Origin of the sequence: Methylobacterium sp. 190mf, from assembly GCF_900107945.1 — a bacterium.
Classification (GTDB): domain Bacteria; phylum Pseudomonadota; class Alphaproteobacteria; order Rhizobiales; family Beijerinckiaceae; genus Methylobacterium.
Window position 1 is genome coordinate 100,681 of sequence record NZ_FNVI01000010.1, and the last position, 24,029, is coordinate 124,709.

Here is a 24,029-nt window from a genome sequence, read left to right on the forward strand (position 1 = left end):
TCTTCCTCTTCGGGGGACAACGGAGGCGGCCGATGAGGGTTGCGCGGACCGGGCGACCGGAGGCGGTCGGTTCAGGTCTCCGGCCCGACGATCCGGGGCAGGACGGCCTGCATGAGGCGCCGCGCCGCATCCTCCGCGGCCCCGCGATCCGATGCCCGGGCCTCGATCGTCAGCAGATCGCCGTCCCGGAGGATGACCGCGGTGGCACCCGCGCCGCCGTCCAGCGCGTACACGCTCAACCAGCCGATCGCCGGGCCGGCGGGCAGGGCCGAGAGCCGGCAATCCGGATTGCGCCGCACGCAGAGCGCCTCGAGCGCCGCGAGGGTCGTCCTGCCGGAGCGGACCCGGGCCTCGGTCCCGTCCGTCAGGCGCCCGATCCGCAGCTCGATCGCCGGGGTGCCCGCGCAGGCGGCGCAGTGCAGGCCGAGACGTTGGGCCTCCGCCTGCGCGGTGGCTGCCGGTCCCAGCGCCAGTCTGGCGGCCTCGGCCAGCCCGGTCAGGTCGTGGACCGCGAAGCCCAGGGCCATCGCCGACTGAGCCCAGAGGCCGAACACGAGAAGCAGGAGGCCGCGCATGAGAGAATCGCTGTCCGTTCGCCGATCGGCGTTAGCGGAGAGTTTTTCTGGCGTCCAGGCACGGGAGATCGCAGTGTTGATCCGAAATTTTCGCCCAAAACTCAGTATTGTGCTGCGAATAAATTTTAAAAGAGACAGATACTGATCAAGGAAAAATAATTGTATGACTGTGATAAAATGAAAAATTCCGTGGGTCGCGACGATCGTGTCCGTCCCCGGCGGACCGGAAGCGCGCGCGGATCCACATCGCCGCGATCCGCCCCGGTGCGATTCGATCGGTGCTCCGTAGGGGAGCGGCCCGAAGGCCGCTCCGATGGCCGGTTCAGCCGATCCCGTCGAACAGCGCCGAGGAGATGTAGCGCTCGGCGAACGAGCAGGCGACCGTCACGATCCGCTTGCCCTGGAACTCGGGGCGCTTGGCCAGCTCCAGCGCCGCCGCGACGTTGCCGCCGGTGGAGATGCCGCCGGGGATGCCCTCCAGCCGGGCGAGCGCCCGGGAGGTCTCGAACGCGGCCTGGTTGGTGACCTTCAGGACGCCGTCGAGGATGCTCGTGTGCAGGTTGTCGGGGATGAACCCAGCGCCGATGCCCTGGATCTTGTGCGGGCCGGGCTGGCCGCCGGAGATCACCGGGCTGTCCTCCGGCTCCACCGCGAAGACCTTCAGGTTCGGCAGGCGCGGCTTCAGCACCTCGCCGACGCCCGTCACGGTGCCGCCGGTGCCGACGCCGGCCACGAACGCGTCGAGCTGGCCGCCCGTGTCGCTCCAGATCTCCTCGGCGGTGGTCTTCCGGTGGATCTCGGGGTTGGCCGGGTTGGAGAATTGCTGCGGCATTACCGAGCCCGGGATCTCCTTCAGGAGCTCCTCGGCCTTGGCGATCGCGCCCTTCATGCCCTGCGCGCCCGGCGTGAGCGCCAGCTCCGCGCCCAGGAAGGCGAGCATCTTGCGCCGCTCCAGCGACATCGTCTCGGGCATCACCAAGATGAGCCGGTAGCCGCGGGCCGCCGCCGTGAAGGCGAGGGCGATGCCGGTGTTGCCCGAGGTCGGCTCGACCAGCGTGCCGCCGGGCTGGAGCTTCCCGGAGGCCTCCAGGGCGTCGATCATGTTGACGCCGATGCGGTCCTTCACGCTCGCGATCGGGTTGAAGAACTCGAGCTTCAGCAGGATCTCGGCGTCGACGCCGTGCTCCTTGGGCAGCCGGTTCAGGCGCACCAGAGGGGTGTTGCCGATCGTCTCGGTGATCGAGCCGTAGACACGGCCGTGGCCGACCTTCGCCGGTGCGTTGAGGGTATCGGCCATCGCGGAACTCCTGCTCGTGGTGACGGATCGGACAGATGTCGTATCCGGGAGAGGCCCCGCCAAGGGATCGCCCTCGCGTGGGGAGGCTTGACCGGCCCGGACGGGAGGCTGCGATATCGCGTTGCCGCGGCCGGAGCAATCGGGCTAAGTGCCGTTGCCGAAAGTTCTTTCCGGAATTGGGCGAACTTTCGCGGCGGGGTGGAAGACCTTTATTGAGCGGCCCGTTCCTGATGGAATTCTATTCTCCTGCCCGTCCGGCCGCGGCCGGCGCTGCCCGACCATCCTGCCCGACGGGCGGACGGGGCCTCCCTCTTCGGCCGACTCGTCGGGCCGCTCTTCTGGCGGGCCTCGGGCTGGTCCTGGCGCGGCCGGCGCGCGCCGCCGAGGCGCTCCGCGTCGTGCTCGCCACCGCGACGCCGGGGGGCGGCTTCCCGGCCTTCGGGGAGGCCTTCGCCGGCGCGGTCGCAGCCGCGGACCCGGCCCTGACCGTCGAGCGGCGCGCCACCGGCGGGTCGTCCGAGAATGTCGGCCTCCTCCGCGCCGGCCGCGTCGATCTCGGCCTCGTGCAGGGCGAGTACGCCTACCCGGCCCTCGCCGAGGGCGGCGGCCTGACCGTCCTGGCGCCGATGTACCCGACGCCGGGCCTGTTCGTGGTGCCGGCGGCCAGCGCGATCCGCTCGGTGGCGGACCTGCGCGGGCGCAGGGTCGTGCTCGGCACGCACAAGTCCGGGCTGACCGTCATGGGCCGCAGCGTCCTCGGCGCCTCGGGCCTCGATCCCGAGCGCGACATCAGCCCGATCCTCCTCGACCGGGCCGGCGACGGCCCGGCCCTGGTGCGGGAGGGCCGCGCCGACGCGCTCTGGGGCGGCGGCCTCGATTGGCCGGGCTTCCACGCGCTGGCCGCGGATCCGGGCGGGGCCCGCTTCTTCGGACCGTCCGAGGCGGCCATCGCGCGCCTCGCGCAGCCCGGCGCGGCGACGCGGCGCCTCACGGTTCCGGCCGGCAGCTTCGCCGGGCAGGCGGAGCCGATCGCGACGGTGGGGTCCTGGAGCTTCGTGATCGCGCGGCCCGGTCTCGACGAGGAGACGGCCTACCGGATCGTCCGGGCGCTGGCGCGGACGGAACTCACCGAAGCGCAGCCGAGGAACCTCGTCGGCCTCGTCCCGGCGGACCGGGTCAATCCCGGGACCGCCCGCGTCCTCCGCGAAGCCGGCGTGACGCTGCGCTGACGGCGCGGCGGCTCAGCGGAACGAGGCGACGCGGCGATCGCGCTTCCGCTCGGCGGCGGGCTGGTAGGCGATCTCGGCGTGGTGGGTGCAGTACGGCAGGCCGGTGATGGAGCGGGCGCCGCAGAAGCGGAATTCCGGCGTCGTCGGGTCGCCGAGGGGCCAGCGGCACATGGATTCCCGGAGGTCCATGATGGTGACGCGCTCCGACACCGCGAGGGCCACGGGCGCGGGCGCCGCGGCCGGCGCGGGCGCCGGGAAGTCCGGGGCCGGACGGTGGGCCAGGATCGCGACCGGCTCGGGCGCCTGCGTCTCGACCACCGCGATGGCGGTCTCGATCTCGACCGTCTTCGACGGCGGGACGGCGGTGGCGGCTTCCTCGCCGCCGCGGGCGCGACCGGCCAGACCCAGGCGGTGGACCTTGCCGATCACCGCGTTGCGGGTGACGCCGCCGAGTTGCGCCGCGATCTTGCTGGCGCTCTGCCCGTCTTCCCACAGGCGGCGCAGCAGTGCCACGCGATCGTCCGTCCAGCCGAGACCCGCTTCCATCATCCCCTCCGCCCCCTGCGGCTCGGCCGCGTTCCCGAAGGCCAGTCCGCGTCTTCCAAGCCGACAGGAGCCGTTATCCCGGCCGACCGTGTCGCCGCGCAGACCGCGCCCCCGCGCACCGGCTGCCGCATCGCGTGCGACACCCTGTCTCGCCAGGCCACGGGGGAACCCTAGCGCGGCGCTCGCGAACGTTGCAAGGGCGGGCGGTCGCCGGTCACGGGCCGCCGCGACGCCTGTCCACCGGCAATGACCCGGGCCGGCCCGGGTCGGCCGGGTCCGGCGCGATCCTGCGCGGCCCCGGCGCGGTCCCGCCGGTGTCCGGTACGGCGCCGCACCGTCCGGGCCGCCGGCCGCAGCGGCCACGCTTGCGCCCCGATCGCGTGGGATCGTGACCCCACCGCAACAGCGCGGCCTTATCGTTCCTCCGAAGCCGGCTAAGACGGAACAGGCGATACGGCCAAGCTCGTTCCGTGTGGCAGAGTGGGCGCGTTTCGCGGTTCGAGGAAGTGACGATGGGTGTTCGTCAGGTCAGCCTGCGCATGGCGGTGGCGTTCGGGCTGGCGGGTCAGGTCGCGGCCTGCGGCAGCGTTCCGCGGACCCCCTACAGTGCCGAGCAGGCGGCCTTCGCCACCGTGCCGGGCATCCCCGGCGCGCGCGTCTTCGCGGACGCGTCGGTGGACACGATCGCGGCGCTCGCCGCCAATCCGGAGCGGCGCCTCAAGGGCTTCACCTACCTGGCCCTGTCGGGCGGCGGCGGCGACGGCGCCTACGGGGCGGGCGTGCTCAACGGCTGGACGGCGTCCGGCAAGCGGCCCGAATTCACCCTGGTCTCCGGCGTCTCGACGGGCGCGCTGATCGCGCCCTTCGCCTTCCTGGGCCCGGCCTACGACCCCTACCTGACCGAGTTCTACACGAGCGGCGTCGCCAGCGAGCTGGTGGCCTCGCCGAACCTGGCCAACGTGCTGTTCGGCTCGGGCCTGTTCGGCGACGGGCGCCTGCGCAACCTCATCGACCGCTACGTCACGGACGATCTCCTCAAGGCCGTGGCCGAGGAGCACGCGAAGGGCCGGCGCCTGCTGGTCGTCACGACGAACCTCGATTCCCAGCGCGCGGTGATCTGGAACATGGGCGCCATCGCGGCGAGCGGGGTGCCCAACGCCCGCCAGCTGTTCCGCGACGTGCTGGCGGCCTCGGCCAGCATCCCGGCGGTGTTCCCGCCCCAGTTCATCGACGTCTCGGCCGGCGACGCGCGCTTCCAGGAGATGCATGTCGACGGCTCGGTGGTGACCCCCGTCTTCACCCTGCCGCAGACCCTGCTGCTGCGCGACGGGCGGATCCGCACCGGCGGCAAGGCCGAGATCTACGTGGTGATCAACGGCCGCCTGGAGCCGGAATTCGAGGTGACGAAGGACAACACGCTCTCGATCGTCGAGCGCTCCTTCACCACAGCGAGCCGCGCCCGCTCCCGCGCGACGCTGACGGCGACCTACGCGCTGGCCCGCACCAACGGCATCGGCTTCAATCTCACCTACATTGACGAGAACGGCCCCAAGGCGTCCGCCGCGAAGGGCTTCGACACCGCCTACATGCGGGCCCTGTACGAGGCCGGTTACGAGAAGGGCCGGACCGGCACCTTCTGGCAGCACTCGATCCCGGCGGCGCCGGTGCTCAAGGCGACCGCCAGCGCCGTCGCGAACTGACCGCCTAACGGTCCGCCGCGCGCCCGGCTCGGGCGCGCGGCGAATGGCGCGGGCGGACGGCGCGCCTACTTGCCCAGGATCTTCGTCACGAGGCGGCCGAGCGGCGTCGCCGTGCTGGCGTTCCGGTCGTCCCGGTCGACGGGGCGGTTCTCGTTGCCGAGGATCTTGGTGACGATGCGTCCGATCAGGTTCATGGGTCGGCCCTCCGGTATCGCGCCCAAATGGCGCAGCTTCCCCAACAACGGGTCAGGCGCGGGCCGCGTTCCAGCCCGGCGCCCGATCGGGCGCCTCAGACCTGCATCAGGCGGATGTTGTTGGTGTTGCCCGCCGTGTGGAACGGGATGCCGGCGGTGACCACGATGACGTCGTTCGGCCGCGCGAAGCCCTCGTCCTGGGCGTGGTGGCAGGCCTTCGAGGTCATCTCCTCGTAGCTGTCGACGTCCTCCGTCAGGACGCTGTGCGCCCCCCAGAGCAGGCTCAGCCGCCGCGAGGTCGCGACGTTGGGGGTCAGGGCCAGGATCGAGGCCGCGGGCCGCTTGCGCGCGACCCGGGCGGCCGTCGTCCCGCTCGCCGTGTAGGCGACGATGGCCGCGGCGCGCACCGCCTCGGCGAGGTCGGCCGTGGCGGTGGCCACGGCGTGAGGCGGCGTCTCCTCCTCACCCGGCTCCGAGGCCGCGACGATCGAGTGGTAGAGCTTGTGGCCCTCCACGCTCCGGATGATCCGGTCCATCATCGCCACCGCCTCGACCGGGTAGCGGCCGGTCGCGGATTCCGCCGAGAGCATCACGGCGTCGGCGCCGTCGTAGATGGCGGTGGCGACGTCCGACGCCTCCGCCCGGGTGGGCGCGGGCGCATTGACCATCGAGTCGAGCATCTGGGTCGCCACCACGACGGGCTTCACGGCGAGCCGGCAGGCCCGGATCAGCTCCTTCTGCCGCCCCGGCACGTCCTCGTGCGGGATCTCGACGCCGAGATCGCCGCGGGCGACCATCACGGCGTCGGAGAGCCGGATGATGTCGTCGATCCGCTCCAGCGCCTGCGGCTTCTCGATCTTCGACATGATGCCGGCGCGATCGCCGATGATCCCCCGCGCCTCGATGACGTCGGACGGCTTCTGGACGAACGACAGGGCGACCCAGTCGACGCCGAGATCGAGCCCGAAGGCGAGATCCGCCCGGTCCTTCTCGGTCAGCGGCGACAGGTCCAGCAGCGTGCCCGGCAGATTCACGCCCTTGCGGTTCGAGATCGGACCGCCGGTGACGACCTCGGCGGTGATGGAGGTCCGCTCGGGTCCGGTGACCCGCACCCGCACCCGGCCGTCGTCGATGAGGAGTTCCTGGCCCGGCACGACGGCGTCGAAGATTTCCGGGTGGTGCAGCGGGATCGCCTGCTTGTCGCCGTCGGCGCCCTCGAGGACGAAGCGCACCGTCTCGCCGGCCTGGAGATCGAGCCGTCCGCCCTGGAGCGTGCCGATGCGGATCTTCGGCCCCTGGAGATCTTGCAGGATGCCGATCGGCCGGCCGACTTCCTTCTCGAGGGCGCGGATGGCCGCGTGGACCTTGGCGTGATCCGCCTGGAGGCCGTGGCTGAAATTGAGCCGGAACGTGTCGACGCCGGCGAGGAACAGGGCGCGGAGCTGGTCCGGGGCGGAGCTGGCGGGACCGACGGTGGCGACGATCTTGGCGTGGCGGTGACGGCGCATGCGGGTCTCGGCCTCCTGAGGCTGCCTCTGGGAATCGAGCCGGGCGCTCGGTCGCGCCGACGGCGCTCACATCGGTCCGCGACGGCCCCGCGGCGAGGCCTCGCGGCGCCCGGCAGGCGATTTTTCGCGCGGCTGGCCGATTCGGCAGGGGGCTATCTGGCCGCCTCCCGGGCGATCCCGGCAAGCCCGGCGTCGAACACGCCCGTGATGTCGGCGACGGCGTCGGCATCGCTCATGCCCTCGGCGTCGAAGGTCGCGCTCCAGATCACCGTGGAGCCCGCGCCGTCGCGACGGACCGCCAGCGTCGCGTTGTAGGCGCGCACCGGCAGGGGCCCCTGGATGAAGCTGTAGCTGTAGCTCATGCCGGTCTCGTCGCGCGCGGTCTCGACCTCGGCGATCGTGCCCTTGCCGCCCTTCACCACGAGGCCGCGGATCTGCGCGCGGATGCCGTCATCCTCGTCCTCGCCCGACAGGATGCAGCGCTGGACCTGCGGGTGCCAGTTCTGGATCGCGCAGAAATCGCCGACCAGCGCCCAGACCGCGGCGGGCGGAGCCGGGATGTCGCGGCTGCGGGTGACCTCCAGGGCGCTGGCCGGTCCGGCGGCCAAGAGGGCCGCGCCGATCGCCGTCAGGTAAGCGGGATGCATCACGGGTCGGTCTCCGGGCCGCCGAACTGATGTGACGCGACTTGGGGCGCCGCCCGGCCGCGGCGAGCCCCGGGGCCGCGACGGACCGCGTCTCGAAGGTGTCGCTGACGGCGCGGTATGCTACGCCGCGCCCGTCAGGATCACCGGAGATGCCCATGGACGATCGCGCCGCGCCGAAGCGGCCCGCGCCCCGGAGCGGCGCCGCGCGCGCGGTCCTGGCGACCGGCGCCGCACTCGTCATCGGCGCGGCCGTGCCGTCGCTCGCCGCGGGGCCGGACCCGTCGCCGCCGGCCGCGCCGCAGGCCTTCGAGGCCTGCCGGGCCGACCTGATCGCCTGGGTCACGGCCCGCGCCGTGCCGCAGGGCCTCGCCGAGGCGCAGCTCGCCCACCTCATGCCCGACCCGGACGTGGTCGCCGCGACCCAGAGCCAGGGCGAGTTCGTCCGGCCGATCTGGGACTACATCGAGGCCAGCGTCACGCCGGCCCGCGTCGAGGCCGGTCTGCGCAAGCTCGCCGAGCACGCCGACACGCTCGCGGCCATCGAGGCCAAGTACGGGGTCGACCGCCACATCCTGGTGGCATTCTGGGGCGTCGAATCGAGCTACGGCGCCGTGCTCGACAACCCGGCGGTGGTGAAGCCGGTCGTCCGCTCGCTCGCGACGCTCGGCTGCAGCGATCCCGCCCGGGCGACCTACTGGCGCGACGAGCTGGCGGCGGCGCTCCAAATCCTGGCCTGGAACCAGGCGCCCCTCGACCGGATGCCGGCGGGGCTGACCGGATCCTGGGCCGGCGCCATGGGGCACACGCAGTTCATGCCCAGCGTCTACCAGCGCGAGGCGGTCGATTTCGACGGCGACGGCCGGCGCGACATCTGGACCTCGGTGCCGGACGCCCTCGCGTCAACGGCGAACTACCTGCGCAGCCACGGCTGGAAGCCCGGCGCGGGATGGGGCAGCGAGGCGGTTCTGCCCGAGACCTTCGACGCGGCGCTCGCCGACGAGACGACGGTCCGCACCGTCGCGGCGTGGCGGGCGCTCGGCGTGAGGCCCGCCCGCGACCGCGCCCTGCCGGACACGGCCGAGGCGACCCTGATCCTGCCCGCCGGGATCCGCGGCCCCGCCTTCCTGCTGCAGCCGAACTTCGCGGTGATCCTCCGCTACAACACGGCGCTCGCCTACGCGCTGACCGTCGCGCTCCTGTCGGACCGCCTGCGCGGCGACCCGGGCCTGGTGCACGACTGGCCACGGGGCGACCGGCCCCTCACCGGCGACGAGCGGCGCGACCTGCAGACCCGCCTGACGGAGCGCGGCTTCGCCACCGGCGGGGTCGACGGCAAGATCGGCCCGAAGACGCGGGCGGCGCTGCGCGCCTTCCAGGGGTCGGTCGGCCTGCCGCCGGACGGTTACGCCGACGCCGCGCTGCTGGACCGGGTCCGGGCCGCGCCCTGACGGACGCTCACGCCAGGAAGGCGGGCTCGTCCCGGGCGAGCACCCGCTTGACGCTCTCCAGGTGGAGGCGGGCGCTCTCGGCGCGCCCGGCCGCCTCCTGGGCCGCCACGCGCTTCACGATCGCCTCGGGCACGGCCTTGAGCGCGCGCCCCGTGCTCATGGCCAGGACCTGCGCCTGTGCGGCGCGCTCCAGGTAGTAGAGGTCGTCCCAGGCCTCCGCGATCGTCTCGCCCAGTACCATCACGCCGTGGTTCTTCAGGAACACGACGTCCGCCTCGCCGGCGCTCTCGGCGATCCGCCGGCCCTCGGACGAATCGAGCGCGAGACCGTTGTAATCCTCGTCCACCGCGATCCGGCCGTAGAAGCGCAGCGCCGTCTGGCCCGCCCACACCAGGGGCTCGCCCTCCAGCATGGCCAGGGCCGTGGAATAGGGCATGTGGGTGTGGAACGCGGCCCGGGCGCGGGGCTTCAGCCGGTGCAGCTCGGCGTGGATGTGGAAGGCGGTGGCCTCGGGCTGGCCGTCGCCCTCGAGGACGTTGCCGTGGAAGTCGCAGAGAAGCAGGCTCGACGCGGTGACCTCCGCGAAGGCGAGGCCGTAGGGATTGACCAGGAACAGGTCGGGCCGCTCCGGCAGCACCGCCGAGAAATGGTTGCAGATGCCCTCTTCCAGGCCGTTGCGCGCGGCCCAGCGCAGGCAGGCGGCGAGGTCGATCCGGGCGCGGCGCACGCTATCGGCGTTCAGGGGCTCGTTGCTGCGGGCGGGCGGGGTTCCCGGGGCGGTAACGGCGTGCGCCATGCGTGCGGGCTTTCCTGTGTCGGGGTTCGGGCCGGGGACTCGACCGGTCCCGCACTCTAGACGCTCGCTCGCCCCTGCGCAGCCGCTCCGCGCTCAGGCGCGGCCGTCGGTGACGCCGCCGACGAGATTGAGGCCGAGCAGGAAGTCCGACGCGAAATCCGTGCGGATGACCGGCTCGCGCGGGATCGCCTCGCGCAGGAGATCGCGCTCGGCGCGGCGCGCCGCGACCGCCTCCGCCACCGTGACGCGCCGGAACGACAGGCTCGCCCCGCCCCGGACCTGCGCCAGCCGCCCGAGATCCGGGCCGATCACCGTGGCGATCTTCGGGTAGCCGCCGGTGGATTGCCGGTCGGCCATCAGGATGATCGGCAGGCCGTTACCGGGCACCTGGATCGCCCCCATGGCGACGCCGTCCGAGACGATGTCGTGCCCCTTGGCGTGCCTCAGCGGCGTGCCGTCGACGAAGCAGGCCATCCGGTCGCCCCGCGGCGAGACCGTCCAGGGACCGGCCAGGAAGGCCTCGACCTGGTCGGGCGCGAAGTAGTCGTCCTGCGGGCCCAGCACGACCCGGATCTCCCGGCCGTCGCGCTCGAGCCAGGGCGCGACGAGCCGCTGCGGCGGCCCGTCCGGGGTTCGGCCCTCGGCGACGGGGAGGCGGTCGCCCGCGGCGAGGCCGCGCCCGTCGAGGCCGCCGAGCCCCGAGCGGGTATGGGTCGCCGCCGAGCCGAGGACCGGCGCCACGTCGACCCGCCCGGCGACCGCGAGGTAGCCCCAGGCGCCGGCATCGCCGGCCCGCACGACGAGGGTCTGGCCGGGCTCCAGGGCGAGCGCGACCGTGTCGGGCAGGGGCACGCCGTCCAGCGCGACGCGGAAGCCCGGCGCCAGCAGGGCGAGCCCGACGGCGCCGTCCTGCGCCGAGACGGTGATGCCGCCCGTGGAGATCTCGATGGCGGTGGCGTCGAGGGCGTTCGACGCCGCCCGGTTGGCGGCGGCGTGCATCAGCGGGTCCATCGGGCCCGCGGCCGTGATGCCGTAGCGCAGGTAGCCGTGCCGGCCCCCGTCCTGCAGGGTGATGCCGGGCCCGGCGGAGTCGATGACGAGGGCGGGCATCAGCGCGCCTCCCCGCGGCGGGCCACCGGCTCGCCCGCCGCCTCGCGCGCCGTGAGGGCGTCGAAGGTCGCGGCATCCACGGGCTCGAAGCGGATCAGGTCGCCGGCGCCGACGAAGAAGCTCGGGTCGCGCTCCGGCGCGTAGAGGCGGGACGGCGTCGCGCCGATCACGTACCAGCCGGTCGGCATCGGCACGGTCGCCACCGCGGCGAGGCCGCCGCCGATCATGATGGCGTTGCGCGGGTGCGGCGGCCGCGGGCTCGCCCGCCGGGGCACTGCCAGGGGCTGCGGCAGGCCGCCGAGATACGCGAAGCCCGGCGCGAAGCCGTACATGTAGACCCGGAACGTCGTGGCCGCGTGGGTCGACACCACAGTCTCCGGGCTCAGGCCGCTCCGCTCGGCGACCTGCGCGACGTCTTCCCCGTGGGGCGCGTCGTAGCAGCAGGGCAGCGTCCAGAGTATCGGGCTCGCCGCGCGCGCGGTCGCGCCGGCCACCAGCGCCCGGACCCGCTCGGCGAGCGTCTCGCGGTCGAGCACCAGCGGGTCGTAGTGCAGCATCAGGGAGCGGTAGGTCGGCACGCGCTCGCGCAGCCCCTCGGGCGGATCCGCCCCGAGGGCGTCGTCGAGGGCCAGGACCCGGTCGCTGATCGCCGGGTCGACGGTGCTGCCGAACTCGACCACGAGGGCCGCCTCGCCGGCGTCGAGGAGGCGGGGCTCGTCCAGCGCCGCGCTCACGGCCGGAACGGCGCCAGCGTGACGCCCGCGCCCTCCAGCCGGGTCCGCACCGCCCGCGCCGTGGCGACGGCGTGGTCCGAATCGCCGTGGACGCAGATCGAGCGGATCGGCGTCGGCAGCGTTTGACCGTCGGCCGTGAGGATCGCGCCCGCCTCGACCATGCGCAGGACGCGGTCGGCCGCCTCGCCGGCATCGGTGATCATCGCGCCGGGCTCGCTGCGGGGGATCAGGAGGCCTGTCGGCGTGTAGCCGCGATCGGCGAAAATCTCCTGGTGAACGTCGAGGCCGCAGGCCTCGCCCGCCGGCACCTGGGCGGTCAGCGCGATGGCGAGCAGCGCGAGCTCCCGGTCCACCGCACGGACCGCGCGGGCGATGGCGTCGGCCACCGGCCGCTCCTCCGCGGCGACGTTGGCCAGCGCCCCGTGCGCCTTCACGTAGGTGATGCGGTGGCCGGCATAGGCGGCGAGCGCCTGCGCGGCGCCGATCTGGTAGGCGACGAGTCGCTCGATCTCGGCGGGGCTGTAGGGCATCCGCCGCCGCCCGAAGCCCCAGAGATCCGGGAAGCCCGGATGGGCGCCGACCGCCACGCCGCGCTCCTTCGCCAGCGCGAAGGTTCGGGCCATGATCTCGGGGTCGCCGGCGTGGAGGCCGCAGGCGACGTTGGCCGAGGTGACGATCCCGAGGATCGCCGCGTCGTCGCCGCAGGCGTAGGCGCCGTAGCCCTCGCCGAGGTCGGAATTCAGGTCCACGCTGGTCATCGCCGCCGCTCCGCGTGCCGATCGGGTCTCATAGGGCCGCAACGGGTTCCGGCTCGGCCGGATCCGCGCTGCGAGAATCGAGCGCGCGGCCCGCCGTCTCCGGCAAGAGAAGCGCCGCGACGATCACGAGGCAATAGGCGCCCGCCGCCACGACGCCGATGGCGATGCCGAGTGTCAGCGAGCCGCTGAGGTGGCCCACCACGGCGGGGCAGATCGCGCCGGTGGCGCGGCCGAAATTGTAGCAGAAGCCCTGCGCGGAGCCGCGGATCCGGCTCGGGAACAGCTCGCTCAGGAAGGCGCCCATCCCGGAGAAGACGCCGGAGAGGAAGAAGCCCAGAGGGAAGCCCAGCACCAGCATCACCGGGTCGGTGATCGGGATCAGCGTGTAGGCGAGGACGAGGACGCCGGCGCAGAAGCCGAACAGGACGAAGCCCAGGCGGCGCCCGATGCGGTCGGAGAGCCAGGCGCTGGTCAGGTACCCGACGAACGACCCGAAGATCAGCATCAGCAGGTAGCCGCTGGTGTTCAGGACCGAGAGGTTGCGCTCGGTCTTCAGGTAGGTCGGGAGCCACGTGGTCACCGCGTAGTAGCCGCCCTGCATGCCGGTCGCCAGCAGGCTCGCCAGCACGGTCCGGCCGATCAGCGGCCGGGAGAAGATGTCGAGGAAGCTGCCGGTGTCGCCGACGTCCCGCATGGCGGCGCGGGTCTGCCGGTAGACTTCCGGGTCCTCGATGTTGCGGCGGATCCAGAAGATCAGCACCGAGGGGAGGGCGCCGAGCCAGAACAGGATCCGCCACGCCACCGCCGGCTCCACCAGGGCGAACACGGCCCAGAAGGCGATCGCCGCGCAGGCCCAGCCGACCGCCCAGCTCGACTGGACGAGCCCCACCGCCTTGCCGCGGTAGCGGGCCTGGATCGTCTCGGCGATCAGCACCGAGCCCACCGACCACTCGCCGCCGAAGCCGAAGCCCTGCAGCGCGCGGGTCACGAGCAGCTGCTCGTAGGACTGGGTGAAGCCGCTGAGCACCGTGAACAGGGTGAACCACGCGACGGTGCCCTGCAGGACGACGACCCGGCCGTAGCGGTCGGCCAGGATCCCGGCCGCCCAGCCGCCGATCGCCGACGTGACGAGCGCGGCGGTGGCGATGTTGCCGGCCTCGACCTTGGTCAGGCCCCAGACCACGACCAGGGTCGGGATCAGGAAGGTGTAGACCATGTAGTCGAACGCATCGACGCCGTAGCCCGCGAAGGCCGCGCCCAGGACCCGGCGCTCCGCCGGACTCGTGTCTCTCACCCACATGGCGCAACTCCTTTGCGGAATGGCCGCCGCGCGGCCGGGATGGTCACAGGAACGGCAGGTCGCGGTTGAGGAGGTCGGTGATCAGCATGTGACCGGGCGCGTGGGTGATGCAGAGCGGCAGCCGCGCCGCCATCGCCACGGCCTGCGGGGTGACCCCGCAGGCCCAGAAGACCGGGAGCTCGTCGGGCTCGATCGGCACAGGGTCGCCGAAATCCGGTCGCGCGAGGTCGCGGATGCCGATCAGGCCCGGATCTCCGAGATGGATCGGCGCCCCGTGGACCGCCGGCATCCGGGCCGTCACCTGCACGGCCTTGATGGCGTCCGCCGCCTTCATGGGCCGCATGGAGACGACGAGCGGACCGTGGAACGGGCCCGACGGCTGGGTGGCGATGGAGGTCCGGTACATCGCGACGTTGCGGCCGAGGGCGATGTGCCGGAGCGGGATGCCCGCCTCGATCAGGCCGGCCTCGAACGAGAAGGAGCAGCCGAGGACGAAGGTGACGAGGTCGTCCCGCCACACGCCGGTCAGGTCGGGCAGCTCGGCCACGAGCGCGCCGCCCTCGTAGACGCGGTAGCCGGGGACGTCTGTGGCGAGGTCGAGATCGATCCCCAGCGTCGGCAGTGCGCGGTCGCCGGGCCGCGAGACGCCGAGGATCGGGCAGGGCTTCGGGTTCTGCTGGCAGAAGCGGTGGAAATCCTCCGCCATGGCCCGCGGCAGGATCATCAGGTTGCCCTGCGCGTGGGCGGGGACGAGACCCGAGGTGTGGCCCCGGAACCGACCCGCGCGGATCGCGCGCCGCGCGTCCGCCGCGTCGGCGAAGACAGGTGGCGCGCCGTCGGCGCCCGCGTGCTGGCTCACCGCGTTGATCTCCCTGGCTGGTCGTCGCGCGCCGGCGCGGCCGCGTCGGCCGTCCGTATTCCGCGAGATCCCGATCGCTTCAGCGATTCATTTCCTGCGGCAACGATCCCATCGCGCCGCGGAGCAGGCCAATCGTGATTGCGAATGGGGCGCGATAAACCGGACTTATCGGCCGGCGGCCCAGGTCTCGGCGGCCCAGGTCCCGGCGGCCCAGGTCTCGGCGACGTCCTGGGCGAGGCGGGCCGCGTCCGCCACGAAGTGATGGGCCGGCCGCTTGGTGTGCATCGCCGTGAAGGTCAGGTCCGAGAGCTGCGGCTCGGCTGGCAGGACGCGCAGGGTGCCGGCACGCAGTTCGGCTTCGACCACGGCCGGGGGGATCACGCAGATCCCGAGGCCCTCGACGCCCATCTTCACGATGGTGGCCAGGGAGGCGCTCGTGTGGATCTGGCTCGGCAGGAGGTTCTCCTGGAGGACGAGGTCGCGCAGCTCGACGTAGGGGCTGGTGTTGCGCGGGTAGGTGATGAGCGGGTGGTGCAGCAGCGCGCCGAGGCTCAGGGGCTCGTCGTCCGGCAGCAGGCCGGGCGCGGCGATCCAGGCGACGGGGGTGCTGAACAGGGGCCGGTTGGCGAAGCTCGGCAGGGTGATCGGCCCGACGAGGAGGGCGAGGTCGATCTCGTCGGCGACCAGGGCGGCCTGCATGTTCGGCGAGATGTCGACCGTGATGTCGACGCCGATCCCGGGATGGGTGGCGCGCATCCGCTCGATGAAGCGCGACAACCACAGGTGCACGATCGTCTCGGACACGCCGAGCCGCAGGGTGCCCCGCGTCCGGCCGGTCTCGTGCAGGGCCGCGCTCATCTCGGACTGGAGCGCCAGGAACCGCTCCGCGAAGCCGAGGAGCAGGCGTCCCCGCTCCGTCAGCGCGACGTCCCGGCTGCGGCGCTCGAACAGCGTCCCGTACTCGTGCTCCAGGGCCGCGATGCGCTGGGAGACCGCCGGCTGCGTGGTGTTCACCTTCTCACTGGCGCGGCGAAAGCTCGAGAGTTTCGCGACCCAGTAGAACACCTCCAAGCTGCGGAAATCCGCCATCCCGCGATCGTCCCGCCTCGCCGTCGTGCTCGGTCATATCGCGCCCCGATGCGCGCGAGCGCAAGCGCGCGGCCGCCGCTCGCCGCTAGAGGTTCGACACGCTCGTGGCCGGACGGGCCGGGCGCATGTGCGCGAGCAGCAGGCGCGCTTCCGCGACGAGGGGATGGTCCAGGTACCAGAGGCCGCAGGCCCAGCCGGCGATCCCGGCGGCGATCGCGGCCGCGAGGCTCGGGAGCGGCGTCTCGGCCGACCATCCCCAGGCCGACATCACCAGGACGGCGGGCGCGACGGCGATGCCGGTCAGGACGGCGGCGTGGAGGTAGATGGGGGCGTAGTCGCGCCGGAACGTGTCGGTCATCCGCTCGAGATGCGGCCGGTAGAGGCCGACGGCCAGGAACGCCTCGCCGATCCGCGCCGCGCCCGCGCCGCCGAGGCCGAACAGGCAGCCGATGCTGAACATCACGAGGCCGGCGCCGTGGCGCAGGAACTCGAACCGCGCCTGCAGGGCGGTCTGGTCCCGGATCAGGAACACCTCCCAGGTCATGCTGAGCGAGGTCAGGACGATCGCCGCCAGGGACAGCAGGCAGAAGGGCAGCGCCGCGCCCTCCCAGCCCGGCCCGAGCAGGACGCGCATGATCGGCCCGGCCAGGACGGCCGCGCCCGCGAAGGCCGGCCAGAGCAGCACGGTGATCATCCGCAGCGTGTGGAGGTAGCAGGTGCGCAGGGACTGCCCGTTCCGCTGCTGGTTCGCGAGGTCCACGAAGGTGATGCGCGTGATCACCACGTGCAGGTGGTCCCACATCAGGGTGTTGAGGCTCGCCGCGCGGGAGTACAGGCCGAGGGCGCTGAGCCCGAGCATCCGCCCGAGGACGAGGTCGCCCATCCGGCCGGCGATTCCCGCGACGCCCGCGATGGCGAAGAGCCGGCCGCCGTAGGTCAGGATCTCGCGCCAGCCCGCGAGGCCCATGCGCAGCGACACGTAGCGCAGGCCGAGGCCGTTCGCAGCCAGCGCCGCCGCGACGGCGCCCGCGGCCTGCCCGTAGGCCTGGCTCATGTAGCTGAAGCCGAGGAGCGCCAGCGCCAGCATCGCGCCGCTGGCGACGAGACCGCGCAGCATGTTGACGAGGGCCACGCCGCGGAAATTGCCGTGCCGCTCGATCATGGCGGCCGGGCGGAACTCCAGCGCGCCGACCAGCGGCACGACTGCGAGGATGGCCAGGGCGCGCTGGACCTCCGGCTCGCCCAGGAGGACGCTGCCGAATACGCTGAAGGCCAGGATCAGGATCGCCGCCGCGCCCGACAGGATCAGGTTCACCGTGAACACGCTCGCCAGCAGGGCCCCGTCCACCCGGTCCGCCCGGACGATGTAGCTCGACAGGCCGCAGGAGCGCAGCGTGGACAGCAGGCCCGCGATCGCGGCGGCGAGGCTGAAGATGCCGGTCTCGTGGGGCGTCAGCAGCCGCGCGAGGGCCAGCGAGGTGCCGAACTGTGCCAGGAACAACCCGCCCTGGCAGAATCCCATCCAGGCCAGGCTCCGGCGCTTCGAGAACGCGGGCGGCGCCGTCGCTTCCGGCCCCTCTCGGAGTTCTGCCATGGGATCCTTCGGACGCGACAGGGTGGCGGCGGCGCTGGCGGCGGCCAGGGCGCGATCGATCGGGACGGCTTAACAGTGCCCGGTGGACCGCGGCAGCTGGCCAATCGGAGGACCGTGCCCACGCCCGATGGCCGAGGTCAGGTCGGGCCGCCGTGCAGATCAGGCGCTGCAGAGAGGCCCGAGAACTCGCCCGCTCCCGAGTCCGGGAATCCGATTTGACTGTATCGGACGCACATATCCGTGTTTTGCCCGCGTCATGAACCAGCACGTAATATATTCATCTTACCGAACGCACTTCGAGCCCCGTTCACGCTGGCAGCACCGTATGCCGAGGCCGAACGAAGATATCCAAATGTGCAAGCGGCGCGCGGCACGGTCGGGATGATCCGATGTTTCGGCCGAAGACCTCGCGGAACAACTTGAAGGTCCGGTCGAAAGGCTAAACGGGTCGCATTCCGTCACGGCGTGCGCGTGCCCTATTCCGCGTTATCGTCGATGGAACAGTAAATCTCCGCAAGATTTTCCCGGCTTGACGGGTCGGTGGGATCGAATACCCGAGATCATCGTCCGATGCCGGCGCGGATCCGGACTTTTCTATAGCCCGTCAGAGGATCCAAGCGGCCGTCGCTGTGCGTCGAGGACGCCGGATATTGCGCCGCCACAACTGCACGACATTCGGTTCCGCATCCAAAAGGCGTAGCCGCCCCTACGGCGCACGGATCGAGAAAGTGCAATAACATTACTATACATTGTCTGTGACTCGTTTTAGAAGGTCGCAATTCTGGCAGTATTTATGGAATAATGCCAAATGAAAATCAGCTTCACCGTATGTACTCGCAACCGTGTAGCGTCCCTTATGCAGACGCTCGACTCGGTGGTCCGCGCGATCGAGGCCGCGCCCGAAGCTGAGGCCGAGATCATCGTCGTCGATAACGGGTCCGAGGACGGCACGGACGCGGCGTTGAAGCGCTGGTCCGCGTCAATCTCGATCGATCGACGCGACGTTCTGCTCCTCACGCAGGCGCGCCCAGGTGTCGCCGGGTCTCGGAACGCCGCGATCGCGCGCGCGTCCGGAGACATCATCGCGTTCATCGACGACGATTGCGTCGTGTCGGACCAGTATCTGCGAGATCTGATCGCGCACTATGCCGGCGACACGGAAAGCGTCATCCGCGGTGGCCGCGTCGAGCTGGGATCTACCCAGGACATCGACTTCACCACGAAGACCGAGGCCCTGGCCAGCCGGCTGACGTACCCGGCTCATCCCGGCGGCTTCGTCCACGGCTGCAACATGACCTGCAGCCGGGCCGTCATCGAGCGGATCGGCGGGTTCGACGCGGCGTTCGGCCCCGGGGCGACGTTCCGCGCGGCGGAGGACACGGACTTCATCTACCGCGGCTGGGCGGCCGGCGTGGCGGTCGAGTACGTGCCCGACATGAGCGTCAAGCATTTCCACGGGCGCCGGGACCCGCGCACGATCGACCGGCTGCACTGGAACTACCAGTTCGGCAACGGCGCGCTCTACGCCAAGCACATCGGCCGCAGCCCGTGGCTGATCAAGCACCTGTACTGGTCCGCCCGCAACGCCGCCCGCGAACTGGTCGGGGGCCCGTGCTTCGACGCGCAGCTCGGCCTGACGTGGCGCGCCATCGTGACCGCCAATCTGAGCGGCGTCCTGGCCTTCGCCTGGCACAGCGCGCGGACGCTGCTGACGCGCCCGCCCGCCCGGGCCTAGGGGGCGGAACGCGCCGGCGGGAGGCGCGGGAGTGCCGCCCGCTCAGCGGGCCGGCGCGCCGCCGGGCCGCGCGAGGCGCGTCCGGCCGAGCATCCGGAGCGTGACGCGCCGCCCGAGCTTCATCGCCGGGTAGAGAAGCCGCGCGCGTCCGGGGCTGCGCAGCAGCCGCGCCAGGAGCCGGCTCGCCGCGCCCCGGTCGTCGCTGAGGCGCGACAGCAGGACGAGGGCGTCCGCGCCGTAATAGAGGTCCGGGCCGTGCCGGACGACCATGCCCTCGTCGAGGTCGTACCCGCGCAGCGCGATCTCGTCGACCAGGGGACCCCCGCTCCGGGCGTCCACCAGGGCGACGGTGCCGACCGACCGGCGCAGGGCCATGAGGTGCACGTAGTTGGAGCAGAACGGGCATTCGCCGTCGTAGACCACCGTCAGGGCGGCCTCGGTCGAGGGGGCGGTCATGGCGTCAGGTCGATCCTGTGCTCGGCTTCGGACACCACGCGGCGGACGGGGACGCCGTCCTGCAGGCTGAAGCAGACGGATTCGCGCCGGTACACGTAGGCGACGATGTCGGCCATGGCGAGGGTGTCGAAGCCGGCGGCGTACTGGAGCGGGACGAAGAAGTGGTGCGGATAGACCGCGTAGGGGAACAGGCCCGTCCTGTCGCGGATCGCGCTGACGAGGCGGTGGTAGCCCCGGACGTAGGCGTCCAGCGCCGGACCGTCGATCTCCGACTTCGAGTATTCCTGACCCAGGCCGTCCGGTGCGGTCAGGACGGGAACGTCGCAGGTCGTCGAGGCCGTGACCTTGCGGAAGACCTGCGTGCCGCCGTTCGGGTTGTCGAGGGCGAAGGCGTTCGCCGCGTCGGGCGCGCCGTAGGCCATGTGGGCGAACGGGTAGGAGTAGAAGGTGAAGAAGTTGGTCGGCACGTAGTGCCGCTGGCCGGTCCGGTCGACCGCCTCGAAGTACATCTTGTTGTTGGCCAGGGTGTCGTACCAGCCGAGCCAGGCCTGGGTCATGAACGTGTTGCCGGTCAGGATGAACAGCACCGACAGGATCCCGACCGAGACCGGGGGCCGCTCGTAGTGCCGGCTCACGACGACGGCCGCGATGGCGAGGTTCAGCATGATCCAGGGGGCGAAGTTGGCGCCCATGAGCACGATGATCGACAGGTGCATCACGTCGAAGCCGAGGAGCAGCAGCAGCAGCCAGCGGCGCGGCATGAGGATCCCCACCAGGGCGATGCCCTGACCGACCAGGATGAGCGTGTTGGTCAGCGCGCTCGAATGGCTCAGGATCGTGCGCATCGCCTCCACCAGCACGGGCCAGCCGGCGTAGGGGACGTGGTTGTTGTCGAGGCCGACGATGAAGATCTTGCCGGGATCGTTGTTCAGCAGCCAGGAGAACGGCCCGTCGTCGAGCGTGACCTTGGCCAGGAATGACGAATAGTAGTTGCCGAGGTGGATGCTGATCGCCGCCGCGATCAGCACTTTCGAGAACATCGCGCTGGCCGACGCGACGTCCGACCGCGCCGCGGCGCCGAGCCCGCGCCAGTCGCGCAGACGCGCCGTCCCGTGGGCGATCAGCAGGCCCGCGACGAGGCAGAAGCTCACCTCCGCGAGCGGCACCACGTCGATGATGTGCCCGTGCCAGAGGCCGGTCACCCGGATGACCGCCTGCTTGCTCCAGACCAGGTAGGTGGCGCTGATCAGGGCGAGCGAGGGCCAGCGCAGGCAGAGCACGCCGCCGGCCACAGCCGCGACCCACAGCGCCGCGATGGCCGTGACGGCGACGGTCGCCTTCGCCCCGGGCAGAATGACGGGGAAGAGCGGGTAGTGGATCAGCGCGTAGCCGCCCGCGATCACGCCGATCATCTGCAGCAGCCGGACCGACGCGAGATCGGCGGCGGCGAAGCGCACCCGCGTCATCGCGAGGGCCAGCGCCACGGGCAGCACCACGCCGTAGTAGTTGTTGATCGCCGTGACGCCGTGCGAGATCTTCAGCAGGACCAGCAGGGCGCCGATCTGCGCGAGCAGGATCAGGTAGTAGCGCGCCCGCTCCGCCACTGGTCGCACGAGGCGTCGCAGGGCGGTGTCGAGGGCCTTGTCCGGGCCGGTGATCGGGAGCGTGCTGCTCATCGTCTGTCTTCCGCCGCGCTGGTGCGACCGCCGCTGCGCGCAGCGACGGCCTCTCATCCTCAAGGGCCCGCTTTGACGGGGCGGCCAGCGGCCGAACGGGGTCCGCCGTCATGCGGGCGTCTCGAGGAGGACCCGCCGCGGACCTGTCCTGCCGCCCCGGGTTCCTGCCTCGCCGGAGAGCTTGGCACTTCACGGGGGTGTGAGAGGCTGCAAAGAGGGCGATCGCCCCTACGCCTTTCGGCTACCCCGACCGTCCCGGCCCCCGGGCTCTACCCGCCGCTGCGCGCGGTGGGACGGGCGTCAGCGCGGCGCCTGTCCCGCCAGCGGTGAGGTCTCGTCGACGAATGTCAGCTTGGCGGCGACCCGTTCCGCCAGGACCCGGCGGCGCGCGGCGAAGAGGGGCTTGAGGATCGGGTTGCCTTTCAGGAAGGCCGCGATCCTGGAGCGGGACGTGAAGATGGTCGATTCGAAAGGTTTCCGCGAGACGGCGTTCGGGACGAGCGCGCGACCGCATGTCAGAGCGCCGCGCTCGAAGAAGTAGGCCCAGTTGTCCGACGTCACCGCGACCGGGCGGTTGGCCCGCAGGATCCCCTCGGCCGCCGACCGGGTGATCACGTAGGCTGCGGCCGTGCCGAGGCTGCTCATGTCCATGGGCAGGCACAACCGGTATTCGCCGATGGTGACGGTGTCGACTGAGCTGAACGGCCCGACCGTCTCGGCCCAATTGAAGAGCAGGACGACGTCGCCCGGCCGCAGGGCGGCCTCGATGCCGGCCACGATCTGATGGATCTGCGGCGGCAGAACGACGTCATCCTCGACGATGAGCGCGTGCGGCAGGTCGAGCGCGATCATCCGCTCGTAGGCGCTCATGTGGGACAGCGCGCACCCGATCTGACCGGCCGTCAGGTCGGGTTGGAACGGGGCGTTCGGATCCGGGACCGGGCCTTCATAGCCGGTGATCTCGCAGCGCGGCCCCCACACCTCGGCGAGGTGCCGGGATAGGTAGGCGTGCCGTTCGCGGAACCGGGGCAGGGAGATCCCGAAGCAGTACATCGTAGTCACCTCTGATGGGGCCCGTCGGGCCGGCCGCGTTCGGCGGCCGTGATCCTTCCCGACCGCGTCCTCCGGCTCTGGCCGTCCGGATCTGCGCCGGGGTCCGGACGGCGCTCCGGCCTGCGAGCTCAATCGCGGGCGGCCGGGTCGCTCCCGTCGACGGTCGGCGACCGCACCACCGGCAGGATCGCCGCCAGCAGGAGTTGGTGGAGACCGTGATTGACGAAGAGCGGGCACTCGAAACAGACCAGGACGAAGAGCTGGCTCATGAACAGGATCGGCCACGCCTCGACGTAGCCGGAGGAGCGCGCGAAATGGGCGATCACCCGGCGCGCGGTGTCGAGCAGCGCGGCCGTGAAGAGGACCAGGCCGACGATCCCGAACGCTACGGCCGTGTCGATGAAATTGTTGTGGAAGAACCACAGCTTCTGCTTCGTGACGAAGTGCAGGTAGGCGGCCGTGGTGAGCGGGCTCTCCCAGTAGGCCTTGTAGCCGATGCCGATGAGCGGCTCCCGCCAGAACTGGTCGAGGCCGAACTGCCAGAGGATGGTGCGGCCGGTCAGCGTGGTGTCCTTGCCGAGATCCGACAGCACGCTCGCCGAGATGTCGGCGCCCCGCGCGGCGACGACGAGGATCCCGACGCCCGCCAGGGCGATGGCGATGCCGAGGCAGAAGCCCGTCACGTGCTTTCCCTGGCGCCACGCGAAGATCGCGGCAAGCGGCAACAGCCCCGCGGCGGCCGCTACCAGGGCGGTGGCCGAGTGCGTCGACACGAGGAGCGCCAGGGCCAGGCAGAATCCAAACGCGGTCAGGAGACGGTTCCAGCCCTGCAGGAACAGGCAGGCCGCGCAGAGGATCTGGAGGCTCGACAGGGATCCGAGGACGTTCTTGTGCGAGTAGATCCCGGCCCAGTTGCCGTCCGTCCCGCGCGTCAGGGCGGGCGCCGCCACCGTGAGAAAGGCCGACAGGAGCTGTCCCGCCAGGAGGCCCAGGAAGACGATCCTGACGAGGCGGGACAGGCCCATCGTCGTCCGCAGGGTGATGCCGGCCACGATCGTCGCGAGCAGCTGGAGCCCGTGATAGGCCGAGAGGCCGGGCGTGAGGGACCACAGGGCGGACGCGATCGCGAGGAGCGGCCAGCTGAGCAGCAGCAGACGGCTGCCGAACAGGGTGGCGGCGAGGTCGCGGCGCATGACCAGGAACGCGAAAGCGATCAGGTCGCTGCCGATCCAGATCGCCTTGTCGACGCCCGGCAGCTTGATCTGCTCGCCGACCACCGGGGCGAAGAGGAACAGGACGATCCACGCGGCGGCGGCCACGCCGAGCCGCGGCATGGCCTCGGCCCCGCCATCGCCCGGTGCGCCCGAATGGGCCCAGCGGTGATCCGTTCCGTACGGCCCGCCCGGCGACCAAGCGAGACCGCCGGCAGGACCGTGTCCGAGGCCCGTCAAGTGTCGTGGAAACGCCATCGCTCGATCTCAGACGCCCCGGGTGAGGCGGTGTCCCATCCGCCCCGCGGCCTGACACCGCTCGAGGCTGCCGCGGACACGCCCCCTCGCGAGTCGACGCTATCCCGGGCATCCCGGACTCAAGAACTCGACCAAACGAGGTAGCGGCGGCGCGGCGCTCGGTGACGACCGGATCGATGCGCGGTCCCGCCGGGCCGATGAAACAGCTCGGCCGGGCCTCGTGGGATAAGATGCCGCACCGAAGATCGGCCGCCGC

The 24,029-nt window shown here is 71.7% G+C and carries 22 protein-coding genes; 4 read left to right on the top strand and 18 right to left on the bottom strand.

The window, feature by feature from the left end; genetic code table 11:
* Positions 1-71: 71 nt before the first annotated feature.
* Positions 72-575: a hypothetical protein gene (locus tag C4T42_RS13850; protein WP_020093056.1), complete on the bottom strand. Its 504-nt coding sequence runs from the start codon at positions 573-575 to the stop codon at positions 72-74.
* Between the two features lie 322 nt (positions 576-897).
* Positions 898-1,872: a cysteine synthase A gene (cysK, locus tag C4T42_RS13855; protein ID WP_020093057.1), complete on the bottom strand. Its 975-nt coding sequence runs from the start codon at positions 1,870-1,872 to the stop codon at positions 898-900.
* A gap of 230 nt (positions 1,873-2,102) precedes the next feature.
* On the opposite strand from cysK, the gene C4T42_RS13860 reads away from it, so the two are divergent.
* Positions 2,103-3,101, top strand: a complete 999-nt coding sequence (locus C4T42_RS13860; protein WP_026604913.1) for a TAXI family TRAP transporter solute-binding subunit — start codon at positions 2,103-2,105, stop codon at positions 3,099-3,101.
* 12 nt (positions 3,102-3,113) lie between these two features.
* On the opposite strand, the gene C4T42_RS13865 is transcribed toward C4T42_RS13860, so the two are convergent.
* Positions 3,114-3,647, bottom strand: coding sequence for a GcrA family cell cycle regulator (locus tag C4T42_RS13865; RefSeq protein ID WP_020093059.1), 534 nt, complete (start codon positions 3,645-3,647; stop codon positions 3,114-3,116).
* 512 nt (positions 3,648-4,159) lie between these two features.
* On the opposite strand from C4T42_RS13865, the gene C4T42_RS13870 reads away from it, so the two are divergent.
* Positions 4,160-5,347, top strand: coding sequence for a patatin-like phospholipase family protein (locus C4T42_RS13870; RefSeq protein ID WP_026604915.1), 1,188 nt, complete (start codon positions 4,160-4,162; stop codon positions 5,345-5,347).
* A gap of 65 nt (positions 5,348-5,412) precedes the next feature.
* Here the strand turns inward: C4T42_RS13870 and C4T42_RS13875 are convergent, their stop codons facing one another.
* From C4T42_RS13875 to C4T42_RS13885, 3 genes are all read right to left on the bottom strand, one after another.
* Complete coding sequence (locus tag C4T42_RS13875; protein ID WP_012320301.1) at positions 5,413-5,541, bottom strand: hypothetical protein; 129 nt, start codon at positions 5,539-5,541, stop codon at positions 5,413-5,415.
* Positions 5,542-5,636: 95 nt separating this feature from the next.
* Entirely contained in the window at positions 5,637-7,049 is a 1,413-nt protein-coding gene (gene pyk / locus C4T42_RS13880) for a pyruvate kinase (protein WP_020093061.1), read from the bottom strand.
* Between the two features lie 152 nt (positions 7,050-7,201).
* Positions 7,202-7,696: an SRPBCC family protein gene (locus tag C4T42_RS13885; protein WP_020093062.1), complete on the bottom strand. Its 495-nt coding sequence runs from the start codon at positions 7,694-7,696 to the stop codon at positions 7,202-7,204.
* Positions 7,697-7,851: 155 nt separating this feature from the next.
* Between C4T42_RS13885 and C4T42_RS13890 the strand changes: the two genes are divergently transcribed.
* Complete coding sequence (locus C4T42_RS13890) at positions 7,852-9,144, top strand: lytic murein transglycosylase (RefSeq protein ID WP_020093063.1); 1,293 nt, start codon at positions 7,852-7,854, stop codon at positions 9,142-9,144.
* Positions 9,145-9,151: 7 nt separating this feature from the next.
* On the opposite strand, the gene C4T42_RS13895 is transcribed toward C4T42_RS13890, so the two are convergent.
* The 8 genes from C4T42_RS13895 to C4T42_RS13930 form a co-directional block, all read right to left on the bottom strand.
* Entirely contained in the window at positions 9,152-9,940 is a 789-nt protein-coding gene (locus tag C4T42_RS13895) for an aldolase (protein WP_020093064.1), read from the bottom strand.
* 93 nt (positions 9,941-10,033) lie between these two features.
* Entirely contained in the window at positions 10,034-11,050 is a 1,017-nt protein-coding gene (locus C4T42_RS13900) for a biotin-dependent carboxyltransferase family protein (protein ID WP_020093065.1), read from the bottom strand.
* The gene (locus tag C4T42_RS13905; protein WP_103985238.1) at positions 11,050-11,784 is read right to left on the bottom strand and encodes an allophanate hydrolase subunit 1; all 735 of its coding nucleotides are present in this window, start codon (positions 11,782-11,784) and stop codon (positions 11,050-11,052) included. The genes C4T42_RS13900 and C4T42_RS13905 overlap by 1 nt, the downstream gene beginning before the upstream one ends.
* On the bottom strand, positions 11,781-12,542 hold the full coding sequence (locus C4T42_RS13910) for a 5-oxoprolinase subunit PxpA (protein WP_020093067.1): 762 nt from the start codon (positions 12,540-12,542) through the stop codon (positions 11,781-11,783). Before C4T42_RS13910 ends, C4T42_RS13905 begins: the two co-directional genes overlap by 4 nt.
* A gap of 28 nt (positions 12,543-12,570) precedes the next feature.
* Positions 12,571-13,842 carry an MFS transporter gene (locus tag C4T42_RS13915; protein ID WP_103985239.1) on the bottom strand — a complete coding sequence of 424 codons (1,272 nt, stop codon included), beginning with the start codon at positions 13,840-13,842 and terminating at the stop codon, positions 12,571-12,573.
* Positions 13,843-13,885: 43 nt separating this feature from the next.
* On the bottom strand, positions 13,886-14,701 hold the full coding sequence (locus C4T42_RS13920; protein ID WP_020093069.1) for a putative hydro-lyase: 816 nt from the start codon (positions 14,699-14,701) through the stop codon (positions 13,886-13,888).
* A 165-nt stretch (positions 14,702-14,866) separates the two neighbouring features.
* Entirely contained in the window at positions 14,867-15,790 is a 924-nt protein-coding gene (locus C4T42_RS13925) for a LysR family transcriptional regulator (protein WP_020093070.1), read from the bottom strand.
* An 85-nt stretch (positions 15,791-15,875) separates the two neighbouring features.
* The gene (locus tag C4T42_RS13930; RefSeq protein ID WP_042672444.1) at positions 15,876-17,384 is read right to left on the bottom strand and encodes an oligosaccharide flippase family protein; all 1,509 of its coding nucleotides are present in this window, start codon (positions 17,382-17,384) and stop codon (positions 15,876-15,878) included.
* 808 nt (positions 17,385-18,192) lie between these two features.
* Here C4T42_RS13930 and C4T42_RS13935 point away from each other — a divergent pair.
* A complete protein-coding gene (locus C4T42_RS13935) occupies positions 18,193-19,119 on the top strand; it encodes a glycosyltransferase (protein ID WP_026604916.1) in 927 nt (308 codons plus the stop codon).
* Between the two features lie 42 nt (positions 19,120-19,161).
* Here C4T42_RS13935 and C4T42_RS13940 read toward each other — a convergent pair whose 3' ends face one another.
* From C4T42_RS13940 to C4T42_RS13955, 4 genes are all read right to left on the bottom strand, one after another.
* Entirely contained in the window at positions 19,162-19,575 is a 414-nt protein-coding gene (locus tag C4T42_RS13940; protein ID WP_042672443.1) for a DCC1-like thiol-disulfide oxidoreductase family protein, read from the bottom strand.
* On the bottom strand, positions 19,572-21,251 hold the full coding sequence (locus C4T42_RS13945; RefSeq protein WP_020093074.1) for a hypothetical protein: 1,680 nt from the start codon (positions 21,249-21,251) through the stop codon (positions 19,572-19,574). The genes C4T42_RS13940 and C4T42_RS13945 overlap by 4 nt, the downstream gene beginning before the upstream one ends.
* Before the next feature lie 300 nt (positions 21,252-21,551).
* Positions 21,552-22,304 (bottom strand): glycosyltransferase family 25 protein, encoded by a 753-nt coding sequence (locus C4T42_RS13950; RefSeq protein WP_020093075.1) that lies wholly within the window; start codon positions 22,302-22,304, stop codon positions 21,552-21,554.
* Between the two features lie 128 nt (positions 22,305-22,432).
* Complete coding sequence (locus tag C4T42_RS13955) at positions 22,433-23,638, bottom strand: O-antigen ligase family protein (RefSeq protein WP_020093076.1); 1,206 nt, start codon at positions 23,636-23,638, stop codon at positions 22,433-22,435.
* Positions 23,639-24,029 lie beyond the last annotated feature (391 nt).

Excerpts from the sequence above, each read along its gene's own strand:
- C4T42_RS13895 (WP_020093064.1), bottom strand. The coding sequence starts at position 9,940 with ATGGCGCACGCCGTTACCGCCCCGGGAACCCCGCCCGCCCGCAGCAAC.
- C4T42_RS13860 (WP_026604913.1), top strand. The coding sequence starts at position 2,103 with ATGGAATTCTATTCTCCTGCCCGTCCGGCCGCGGCCGGCGCTGCCCGA.
- C4T42_RS13945 (WP_020093074.1), bottom strand. The coding sequence starts at position 21,251 with ATGAGCAGCACGCTCCCGATCACCGGCCCGGACAAGGCCCTCGACACC.
- C4T42_RS13910 (WP_020093067.1), bottom strand. The coding sequence starts at position 12,542 with ATGACCAGCGTGGACCTGAATTCCGACCTCGGCGAGGGCTACGGCGCC.
- C4T42_RS13930 (WP_042672444.1), bottom strand. The coding sequence starts at position 17,384 with ATGGCAGAACTCCGAGAGGGGCCGGAAGCGACGGCGCCGCCCGCGTTC.
- C4T42_RS13850 (WP_020093056.1), bottom strand. The coding sequence starts at position 575 with ATGCGCGGCCTCCTGCTTCTCGTGTTCGGCCTCTGGGCTCAGTCGGCG.
- C4T42_RS13950 (WP_020093075.1), bottom strand. The coding sequence starts at position 22,304 with ATGTACTGCTTCGGGATCTCCCTGCCCCGGTTCCGCGAACGGCACGCC.
- C4T42_RS13865 (WP_020093059.1), bottom strand. The coding sequence starts at position 3,647 with ATGGAAGCGGGTCTCGGCTGGACGGACGATCGCGTGGCACTGCTGCGC.
- cysK (WP_020093057.1), bottom strand. The coding sequence starts at position 1,872 with ATGGCCGATACCCTCAACGCACCGGCGAAGGTCGGCCACGGCCGTGTC.
- C4T42_RS13900 (WP_020093065.1), bottom strand. The coding sequence starts at position 11,050 with ATGCCCGCCCTCGTCATCGACTCCGCCGGGCCCGGCATCACCCTGCAG.
- C4T42_RS13870 (WP_026604915.1), top strand. The coding sequence starts at position 4,160 with ATGGGTGTTCGTCAGGTCAGCCTGCGCATGGCGGTGGCGTTCGGGCTG.
- C4T42_RS13935 (WP_026604916.1), top strand. The coding sequence starts at position 18,193 with ATGAAAATCAGCTTCACCGTATGTACTCGCAACCGTGTAGCGTCCCTT.
- C4T42_RS13955 (WP_020093076.1), bottom strand. The coding sequence starts at position 23,638 with ATGCCGCGGCTCGGCGTGGCCGCCGCCGCGTGGATCGTCCTGTTCCTC.
- pyk (WP_020093061.1), bottom strand. The coding sequence starts at position 7,049 with ATGCGCCGTCACCGCCACGCCAAGATCGTCGCCACCGTCGGTCCCGCC.
- C4T42_RS13940 (WP_042672443.1), bottom strand. The coding sequence starts at position 19,575 with ATGACCGCCCCCTCGACCGAGGCCGCCCTGACGGTGGTCTACGACGGC.
- C4T42_RS13875 (WP_012320301.1), bottom strand. The coding sequence starts at position 5,541 with ATGAACCTGATCGGACGCATCGTCACCAAGATCCTCGGCAACGAGAAC.
- C4T42_RS13915 (WP_103985239.1), bottom strand. The coding sequence starts at position 13,842 with ATGTGGGTGAGAGACACGAGTCCGGCGGAGCGCCGGGTCCTGGGCGCG.
- C4T42_RS13885 (WP_020093062.1), bottom strand. The coding sequence starts at position 7,696 with ATGCATCCCGCTTACCTGACGGCGATCGGCGCGGCCCTCTTGGCCGCC.
- C4T42_RS13890 (WP_020093063.1), top strand. The coding sequence starts at position 7,852 with ATGGACGATCGCGCCGCGCCGAAGCGGCCCGCGCCCCGGAGCGGCGCC.
- C4T42_RS13925 (WP_020093070.1), bottom strand. The coding sequence starts at position 15,790 with ATGGCGGATTTCCGCAGCTTGGAGGTGTTCTACTGGGTCGCGAAACTC.